General features: G+C 55.4%; 9 protein-coding genes and 1 pseudogene. 1 reads left to right on the plus strand and 9 read right to left on the minus strand.

Annotation, left to right across the window (positions count from 1 at the left end):
• Positions 1-424: 424 nt before the first annotated feature.
• The 6 genes from QZY44_RS31040 to QZY44_RS31065 all read right to left on the minus strand — a co-directional run bounded on the left by QZY44_RS31040 (position 425) and on the right by QZY44_RS31065 (position 4,079).
• Positions 425-922: a hypothetical protein gene (locus QZY44_RS31040; protein ID WP_295456762.1), complete on the minus strand. Its 498-nt coding sequence runs from the start codon at positions 920-922 to the stop codon at positions 425-427.
• Positions 923-1,133: 211 nt separating this feature from the next.
• A complete protein-coding gene (locus QZY44_RS31045; protein WP_295456764.1) occupies positions 1,134-1,409 on the minus strand; it encodes a hypothetical protein in 276 nt (91 codons plus the stop codon).
• 176 nt (positions 1,410-1,585) lie between these two features.
• On the minus strand, positions 1,586-2,230 hold the full coding sequence (locus QZY44_RS31050) for a hypothetical protein (protein ID WP_295456766.1): 645 nt from the start codon (positions 2,228-2,230) through the stop codon (positions 1,586-1,588).
• 230 nt (positions 2,231-2,460) lie between these two features.
• A complete protein-coding gene (locus QZY44_RS31055) occupies positions 2,461-2,715 on the minus strand; it encodes a hypothetical protein (protein ID WP_295456768.1) in 255 nt (84 codons plus the stop codon).
• Between the two features lie 219 nt (positions 2,716-2,934).
• Positions 2,935-3,474 carry a DUF4760 domain-containing protein gene (locus QZY44_RS31060; protein WP_295456770.1) on the minus strand — a complete coding sequence of 180 codons (540 nt, stop codon included), beginning with the start codon at positions 3,472-3,474 and terminating at the stop codon, positions 2,935-2,937.
• A gap of 170 nt (positions 3,475-3,644) precedes the next feature.
• Complete coding sequence (locus QZY44_RS31065) at positions 3,645-4,079, minus strand: hypothetical protein (protein WP_295456771.1); 435 nt, start codon at positions 4,077-4,079, stop codon at positions 3,645-3,647.
• A gap of 995 nt (positions 4,080-5,074) precedes the next feature.
• Between QZY44_RS31065 and QZY44_RS31070 the strand changes: the two genes are divergently transcribed.
• Positions 5,075-5,779 (plus strand): Crp/Fnr family transcriptional regulator, encoded by a 705-nt coding sequence (locus QZY44_RS31070; RefSeq protein ID WP_295456775.1) that lies wholly within the window; start codon positions 5,075-5,077, stop codon positions 5,777-5,779.
• Between the two features lie 632 nt (positions 5,780-6,411).
• Here the strand turns inward: QZY44_RS31070 and bchJ are convergent.
• From bchJ to QZY44_RS31085, 3 genes and pseudogenes are all read right to left on the minus strand, one after another.
• On the minus strand, positions 6,412-7,035 hold the full coding sequence (bchJ, locus tag QZY44_RS31075; protein WP_295456779.1) for a bacteriochlorophyll 4-vinyl reductase: 624 nt from the start codon (positions 7,033-7,035) through the stop codon (positions 6,412-6,414).
• A gap of 28 nt (positions 7,036-7,063) precedes the next feature.
• On the minus strand, positions 7,064-8,422 hold the full coding sequence (hemN, locus tag QZY44_RS31080) for an oxygen-independent coproporphyrinogen III oxidase (RefSeq protein ID WP_295456776.1): 1,359 nt from the start codon (positions 8,420-8,422) through the stop codon (positions 7,064-7,066).
• Positions 8,423-8,436: 14 nt separating this feature from the next.
• Positions 8,437-8,985, minus strand: a pseudogene (locus tag QZY44_RS31085) (magnesium-protoporphyrin IX monomethyl ester cyclase); the annotation flags it as partial.

Consider the following 8,985-nt stretch of genomic DNA (forward strand, 5'->3'; position numbering starts at 1 on the left):
CCCGGTGGCGTTGTCAGCCCGTCGTGCTAGATATAGCACAGCGGGCGGACTCGGTGGACCGACGCCAACGACAGGCGCCGATCCGCAACAACACATTATGAATACTGCACTCCAGTCGGAGCAACTATCGTAAGGCTAAAGCGACGCGCGCCCGCACGGAGCCTGCCAATTGCCGCGAACCCCGATGGCGCGCGGTCGCTTTTGAGCCGCAAGTTAGGCCATTGTTTCCGATCTTTGTTGCCAGCGCATGAGATTCGGAAAAAACGTTGTCCGTCCCCGATTACGCAACGCCCGTGGCGCGCGCTCGCTCTTGGCCGAAGGTTAGGCATTGTCTTGAGTTTCTCGGTTCTGGAATTAAGTAAACTGTCCCCGGAACTCCGCTCTTGCTTAACCAAAAAATGGCGCGAGTTCATGACACTACAATTTATAGAAATCTCTTGCTGATACCCGTGGCTACAATAATTGATAAAAGAATGCCAAAAAGGGCAACCATTGAGTGTAAGGCCATCCAGAAGTGTTTTAATCTAATTTTGTTCGTGAGTTTCTTTGTCGTGCCGAACAAAGCGTTCTTTTGTTCAACTCCTTTTTCGAAAGCAATGCACGGGACCAATTTATCTAATTCTACCCGATATGCCCGCGCCAATTGCATGTGTGTGTAAAAGAGTTCGTCGTACTTGGCGGAGAACCAGACGCCAAATATTCCCAGAAAAGACAAAAAAACCGTAAGAGGCAAGTCATCAGAAGATAGTCCGTTGAATCCAACGACAGCGATAACCCCAGCGGCGGCTGCAATCATAATCCGCGACATGTTTACTCGCTGGGTATCAATATGCCGTCCTTGAGTCCAATGTTGCTGAATCAACTCCCATAGAAGCTTGATTTCCTCTTTGGCATCTAGAGGGTTCTGTTGTTGCGTATCCATCTAGACTCCGTAGTCTTATGTCAAAGTGAAAAGCCTAACGTCAAAGGCCAAGGCGGCGCGCGCCCCTGATGAGCTTGCGAATTAGCACGACGCCCGTGGCGCGCGCTCGCCCTTTGGCCGCCCGTTAGGCTTTCTTTATTCTCTGTTCAGGGAAAACGTGGTCTGTCCCCTATTTCCCTGTCCCCTATTTCCCTTTTTCTGTACCGCGTTTTTAAGAGAGCCTAAGAAATTCATTTAACGTTTCGCTTTCTACAGCTTCATCAAAAGCGAAAAAATCACCACAATAGATACCATCATTAACAATTTGTGGTGGCAGAGAATCTGCACCTGCTGCGGTTTTCATTTCGTGTTTTGCATCTTCACTACTAGCAATATCAGCTATAGTGTATGGAATTCTTTTGCCATCAAGTACCATCGTAATTTTCTGTTGATGTTTTTTGAGTTCAGTACTGGATGAAACAGATGACACATAAACCGTTAAAGACATATAAACCTCTTAGTTTTGCCACACAATGCGGCGTATTAATTGAAAAAATCTAACACAAAGTTTTTTCAGCATAGCGAAGCTCCGCTGAAACATTGAGTTAGGCTTGGTTGTTAAATAAGGTGTTGTTTTGTTGGGGTTCGCAAGCTCACCCCAGCCTACCGTGCTGTTTTTTTAGGTTATATAAACTCTCCCGTTTCTTCATCAATGGGTTTCCCATCTATCGCGCACTGTACTTCCCTGCAAAAAGTGGAAGCGTCTTCTGCCCTAGTTACATTCGACTCCAAAACAGCTTCAACATCCCACATGCAATTCTCAAGGGATATTGTATCAAGGTGATTCTTAATATGGGGGGCGCCATCAAGGAAGATTTCGTAATCAACTACGATAGGAATTTTGATGTAGATGTCGCGTTCCTGACCATCCGCCGATTTAATGAGTTCCTCGTGAGATTTTTCCACATATTGTCCAGCAAGTTGGACTAGAGCAGCAAGTGCACGAATCTGCCGCGCCTTTTCAACGCCCACTGTGCTGTCGAGATCTTCGGGAAGGCCAAAATAGTCGTAAGGGTACAGAGGAAATAGCTGTCCTGCTTCGTATGGCAGGTCGAAGCGAAGCGGCTTATCATTCCTCTCATGAAGCTTAATCTCCCAGCGGCGAGAGATATGAGATATTGTTTCACCCATAAATTTAACACGCAAACTGAGCTTGAACTGGTCGGTTTCGAGATCGGTGTCGTTTAGGGAAATACCTAAGTGTACGTCAAACTCGATTTTCATCCCTTCGCTATGTGCTTGAACTTCTTTAATTGCGATTGATGCCATGATGGTTTCCTATGTGATTTAATGCTGAGTCGGATTCAGCTGTGAAGCCCTAACGTGAAGTCTAAACCGGCGCGCGCCCCTGATGATCGAGCCAATTAGCACGACGCCTGTGGCGCGCGCTCGGTTTTTAGACAAAGGTTAGGCTCTTATTGTTCTTCCTGGAAAAGAGCTTGGCCCCTTATCCCCATTTTCTTGGTTCATAATTGAGCCTGGCCCCTTATGCCGTTAGGCTATTCGTTGCAGGACTTCCTAGCAGCGTCATCGAAACTTTTAAACGTATCACCACCAAGAGCGAAGTATTTAGTAACAACACCGTCGATGATACTTGCGATCACCATTGCGTGTTTTCCATTATCGCAGTCTAGCAAATATTTTATACCGCCACCGTCTGCTGATTCCGTTCTCCAGATTTTCCATGCCATTGCTTGAGTAGATGCGATAGTAAGCAGTGCAATGACTGCGGATTTTATGATCACTTTCTTCATTTCAATTCTCCACGGCATGTAAAATTTCTTGCTAGAGGGCGGGCGCAACGCCCCCCTAACGTTAAGCCTAAAGCGGCGCGCGCCCCTGATGACCTTGCGAATTAGCACGACGCCTGCGGCGCGCGCTCGCTTTTAAGGCGTAAGTTAGGCTCTTTCTTGCATTTATTCCGAAACCAGGTCTGAACATTAGGAATGTTGGGGTTCGTTCCTTACCCCAACTTACGGCCCTGGATGACGGCTGATTTCCATTTGCAAAAATCGCTTTAAGGGGCCTTCATAGTCAATTGAGGTCAGATCTGGCAATCCACGCCTAACGCGCTCTCGTAGGAAAAGATTTCTAAGCCATTCGCATTGATCATATAGGCTCTTATCGTCGAGTTCGCGTCTTATATTTTCAATATAGGGATTAAGTGCAGCCAAATAGTATATTACGTCCATACCAAAGATATTGTATGTAAGATCAAGGTCTAATAGTTTGCGATTAACCATTAGAGCGATATGTTCATAGAAAACAAGTATGCTGTCGTCAACATTGATAGACTCTCTATCATTAAGCAGTGCGGTGGCTAAGTTGGCTCTCTTTTTGTTCAACTCATCGGAGTTGTAGGTAACGACAAGCTCGTTAACGATTTGTAAGTAGGCGAGCTTTTGGGCATGACGATTTTGGAAAAAAAGCACAATCAGTGCTGCGACTACGGTAGCCCATGTTCCGTAAGCTGCGATTGCTGCGTAGAAATTTGAAAGTGCTGTATCGTTCATCGTTTTGGTAATTGGCTTACGGCCTAACGTGCAGCCTAAAGCGGCGCGCGCCCCTGATGACGCTGAGAATTAGCACGACACCCGTGGCGCGCGCTCGCTTTTTAGGCGTAGGTTAGGCCGTTATTGGGTTTCATAATTGAGCCTTCCCCATTTCCGTTTTCCGTCCTCTACTATTTCCCTAGCTTTATCAAATCAGGTACGCCAGTTTTTGTTTCTAGAGCAGGCTCCTTAACATCAATGTAGTCACTCGTTTCATCTGTAGATGTGTCGATAAACTTGTAGCGTGAGCTACGGGAAACATTGAACTTATCTTTTAGGCAAGTGGTTCTTACTGCCCGATTCTGGGAGTCTTTATATTTGATAACCTCAAGATGAACATTGGAAGCCGGGAAGTTAACCCCGGGCCACTCCTTAGATATGGATGCCCAAACAAGGCTATTTAGATCCGCACCTCTAACTTCAAATGTTTGAATTAACAACTTGCTGTCGGACTGGCACATGTCGCTTGAATAAAGCTCATTCCTAACAAATTTCGCATCAATAGCGAATGCGTTAGCAGAAAGCATCAAAATCCCAGTCACAACAGGAATGATGATCTTCGTCATAGGTTTTCTCCATTTTCAACACCCTGTGGTGAGAAGCCTGTTAGGGCGCCGGGTGTGTAAAGCGCCTAACTGTGGTGCTAGACAGACGTCTGTCTATCCCCGCCAAATCTGTTCTTAGACGGATCTGTATAGTACGGAAAATCCGGCACTAGACAGATGTCTGCGTTGGACGTACTAGACAGCCGTCGGTCTAGTATGTCCACTTTTTGGCGACTCGTCCGCATTCCCACCTCCGTCAAGTGGCCTCGATCGTCACTACGACCATCCTCACCGGCAGCCCTGAACGCCTTGTCTCCGCGGTACTAGATAGATTCCGTCTCGTTCGTACACTGTCCGAATCGGCACCCCGCGTTCCGCACCCAGATTTCGCTGGCGCTGCATCCGGGCTAAGGGGAGGTCGCAACGAATGCTGGCGAGGTCTCTACGCGCGTGGGGTAAGCGATTCGGTGGCCGGTATAATGAGCGAGACGACCAAGCACAGGACATTCAGCCAACCCCACCCCGAGGACAGTTGCAAACGAGGCTAAACCATGAACTGGAACCTGTCAAGCCGTGACGAAAAATTCGTCCCTTCTGGAGCACGTATGTTAAGAAGCTTAACGAATGAGGCGTTAAGCCTTATTTTACCGCCGGATCGCGATCGGGGCCGGGCAGTCCATCGCAGCCCATCCCGACCGGTGGCTGGCAGGGGGCCTTGATCGTCATCCCGGGCGACGGCCTCGGGGCGCACAGCGCCCAACACATGCTTGACACCGCTGGAGCGGTATCACGAGAAGCTGGGAGGCCGGAGTGATGATCGACGCCGCTGATAATGTAGCCGTTGGTCCGCGCAGCGGACGGATTACGGCTTTACCTTAGGGTCCGCTCTGCGGACCGATCACGGCCAGCCGGAGCGATGATCAAGGACGCGATGCCCAAAGTAGCAACGCACGACGTGCGCCAGGCGTGACGATACGACCAACCGGACCAGCGGTGGATTCATGAGGCATTGAATAATGATTGAACTGTTGCGCCAGGCGCCGCTGCTCTCCGGCCTGAGTACCGAACAACTGGAGCACGTGGCGGCGCATGCCGTTCCCATCCATTTGGATGAGGGTCAGTGGCTGTTCAGCCAGGGTGATCCGTCGCGCCGCTTCTATTTTGTCCATCAGGGACAGTTGCGGCTCTTTCGGCTGTCGCCGGAGGGGGGCGAGAAGGTCATCGAGATCGTCTCACCGGGGCAGACCTTCGCCGAGGCACTGATGTTCCTCAAGGCCCCGCGCTATCCGGTGTGTGCCGCGGCCTTGGAGGACGCGGAACTGATCGGCATCGATGCCGCGGCCTTCGCCGCCATGCTGCGCGAATCGGTGGACACCTGCTTCGAGGTGATGGGGGCCTTGAGCCGGCGCCTGCGCGGCCTGATCGCGGAGATCGATAACCTGACGCTGCACAATGCGACCAGCCGGGTCGCCCGCTATCTGTTGGCGCAGGTGCCGGCGGACCGGCAGGACTTCGCGCTGGAGGTCCCAAAGGGGGTCCTGGCCTCGCGTCTGTCGATCCAACCCGAGACCTTCTCACGCGTCCTGCGGCAATTGACGCAAGACGGCTGTGTCGCGGTGGCGGGCGCGCAGGTCACTATAATCGATCATGCCGCACTGAGCGAACGGGCAGCACTGGCGGACACCGCTGAACTTGGAGGCAAGGGCGGGGTCGGCCACTAAGGCAAGGTCATTCGAGCCCCCCACCCTCCCCCCGCAAGGAAGGAGGGAGCAAGCATCTGACGTCGCGCTCCACCCGTCGCGGCCGGGGGCCGCTCCTACGGGTGTCGACCCGGCCCGAGGCTAATGAATTAAACCAAGCCTACCGACCCCAACGGGGTCGAACATACCAGCCCAGGGCAACGCCCTGGGTTAGCGTTGTGTATTCGGCCTAGCCCTGAAAGGGCGTGACATAACGGTGGGGCTCCTGATGTCACGCCCTTTCAGGGCTGGGGTCTGTTATCCGTCATACCCAGGGCGTTGCCCTGGGCTGGTATGTCACGCCCCTTCGGGGCTAGAGCGCGGTGCGCCACCGCAGGCCGTAGCCTGCCCATGGGCCGGGCTGGTTTGTCGTTCCGGCCACCGCGAGTCCGGAGTCCAAGGCTTCAGCCTTGGATAGACCGGACCAAGGCTGAAGCCTTAGGACTCCAGAAGATGGCCGTTAGCCGCCACGATGATCAAGGGCCGTTTTCCCAACACGCACGGGCCTTGGTCATCACTCCGGGCATCGGCCCTCGCTGGCCACCCGTCGCGGCCGGGGGGCCGCTCCTACGGGTAGCCCCGCCGAAGGCCAATGAGTTAAACCAAGCGACGGCCTACTGGCCGTCGCTACGGACCTCAAAGACGCAGGCCGAATGCCCCATGGACTGGCATTGAACCTCGATCACCCGGACCTCGGTGTCGACCAGTTTGCGGAGCAGTCGCTCGAAGGTGGCGGCATAGAAGTCGCACAGCGCGGTCGGGGACTCGGTGACACCCAGACAGACCCGCGAGCCTTCGAGGATAAAGCGCGTGCGCGGGCCTTCCTGGGTACTGAAACCGGCACTGCCGGCGAAGGTCCAGGCGTTGCGTTCGATGGCCTTGAGCAGGATGCGCAGCGCGTATTGGCGCGGCAGAATCTTGAGCACCCACTGGGCCGGTCGGGGGATACGGTTGGCGAGCAGATAATCACCGGTGAGTTGGCCGGCCACCACGCCGATTTGGCGCGCCTGCCGCACCCCGATGACCGCCCGCAGGGCCTGATGGAGTGCGGTGACTTCCCGTTCGTCGACCATCTGGGTGGGTGGCGTGGTGAGATAGCCGGCGAGACCTGCGCGCTCAAAGACGTCCTGTATGGCGCCCGCGTCTGGGCCGGCGCGCAAGGCCTCGGCGACGCGCAGGATGGCATTGGGTCCGATCCGGGCGGGTTCGCCGGGAGTGTGTTGCGTATTGGTATCTATGGTCTAGCCCTGATCAACGGGTTTGGGATCAACTGGTTTGGGGCTCGCCCCAGTGGTGGTTGCTCCAGGCGAGGTTGGGCTCGTGCTGGGTACAAAGGCTGCGCAAAAAATAACGGCCACGTTGGGTCACCTTGATGCCACCGTCCGTGAGCTCGATGAGACCCTGGGCGGCACAGCGGACCAGGCGCTCGGCGTCGCCCTCCAATCCGGCCATCAGGCTCGCCGGCAGTGCCAGATTGCACAGCAGATGCGCAATCGCCCGATGCCGCCGCTGGTCGGCGTCGGTGAGCCTGTGGCCCCACAGGATGGGGAAACACCCAGCCTCGATCGCCTTGCGCCAGGCATCAATATTCGACTCGTTCTGCACAAAGGTCCCATCCACCTCGCCTAAGCTACTGGTCCCGAAGGCCAGCAGGTGTTGGGTGGGGGCACAGGTATAGCCGAGCGCGGTGTGGCGGAGCCGCCCCGCCGCCTGGGCGTCGGCGAGTTCGTCCCCATCCCGGACGAAGCAATCCAGGCCGATCCAGGTGTAACCGGATTCGGTGAAGCAGCGCACTGCACTGTGGAGCAGCGCGAGCTTTTCCTGCGCGCCGGGCAGGCACGCCGTCTCGATCGCATATTGATGCGGTCGGATGGCCGGCCGGTGTGAATAGCTGAAGACCCGGATCCGATCCGGATTGATCTCGATGATCCGTTCCAGGGTCGACTCGAAACTTGCCAGCGTCTGATTGGGCAGCCCGTAGACCAGGTCCAGGCTGATGCACTCGAACCCGGTCTCACGTGCCGTGGTGCAGACGTCCCGCACCAGGCCCAATGAGTTGACCCGCCCGATGGCGTGCTGAACCCGCACATCCAGGTCCTGGATACCGAAGCTCACCCCCTTGAACCCCAACCCTTTCAATAGCTCCAATTGACTGGCCGAGGCGCGCCGCGGATTGCATTCGATCGTCGCGGCCGTGTCGGGGCCGAGGTGAAAACGGCTTCCCACCATCTCCATCAGGCGGATCAATTGGGAGTCGGTGAGATAGTTCGGCGTCCCACCGCCCAAATGGAGCTGGGCCAAGGCGCGCCCTCCCCCGAGCTCAGCCGTCACCAGGTCCATCTCCCGCTCCAGGGTATCGAGATAGCGGTCGATCTTCTCCCCGTCGTGGGTGATAGTGGTATGGCAGGCGCAATACAGGCAGCGCACCGGACAGAATGGCAGGTGGACGTAGAGCGCCACCACCTCATCCGGGCGCGCCGCCAGCGCACCCAGGGACTGCGCATAGTCCGCCATACCGAGCCGTTGCCCGCCGGCCACCGGCGAGAAAGATACCGTCTCGGTACCGGACTCATCGAAGCGCTCGATCAGCTCCCGCGGGAGGTCGGCGAACAAGGCTGGGGTCATGGCCGGCGCTCCGCTCAGACCGAGGTGGCGACTGGGCGTTTAGGCTCCTGCACCGTGACCGGCAGCCCGGTGGCTTCGTCGATTTGCTCGTCCGGTCCACCGCACGCCAGCACCTTGATCGGGGTTCCCTTGAAGTTGACGTCGGCGCGCAGATCGGGACGGCTGAGCTTGAGCTCGGCAATCTGTTCCTGGGTAAGTACCTTGGACTGGTCGAAGCCCAGGTCGATCTCGCCCTTCATATTCACGCGGTCCAGGTCATAGAAGGTCTTGTTCCAGGTGGTCCGCATGAAGGCCCACAGGCAGCCCAGCATGTACCGGCGCTTGAATTTGTCCCCCCTGATCCATGGATATTCGAAGAAGCTCTTGCGCGCATAGAAGCGCGCGTAGTTGCGCAACACGCCCTTGAGGACCTCCTCGCGGGTCATGGCCTCCGGCTTCATGATCGGGGTGACGAAGTTGTATTTGGAATAGTCGCGGACCTCGACGCGGTCGCCCAGGTCCTCGAACAACTCGGCAAATGGCCAGGGGGTGTACATGTTCCAATTGACCATGTCCGGCTTCCA

Source organism: uncultured Thiodictyon sp. (assembly GCA_903837595.1).
GTDB lineage: Bacteria > Pseudomonadota > Gammaproteobacteria > Chromatiales > Chromatiaceae > Thiodictyon.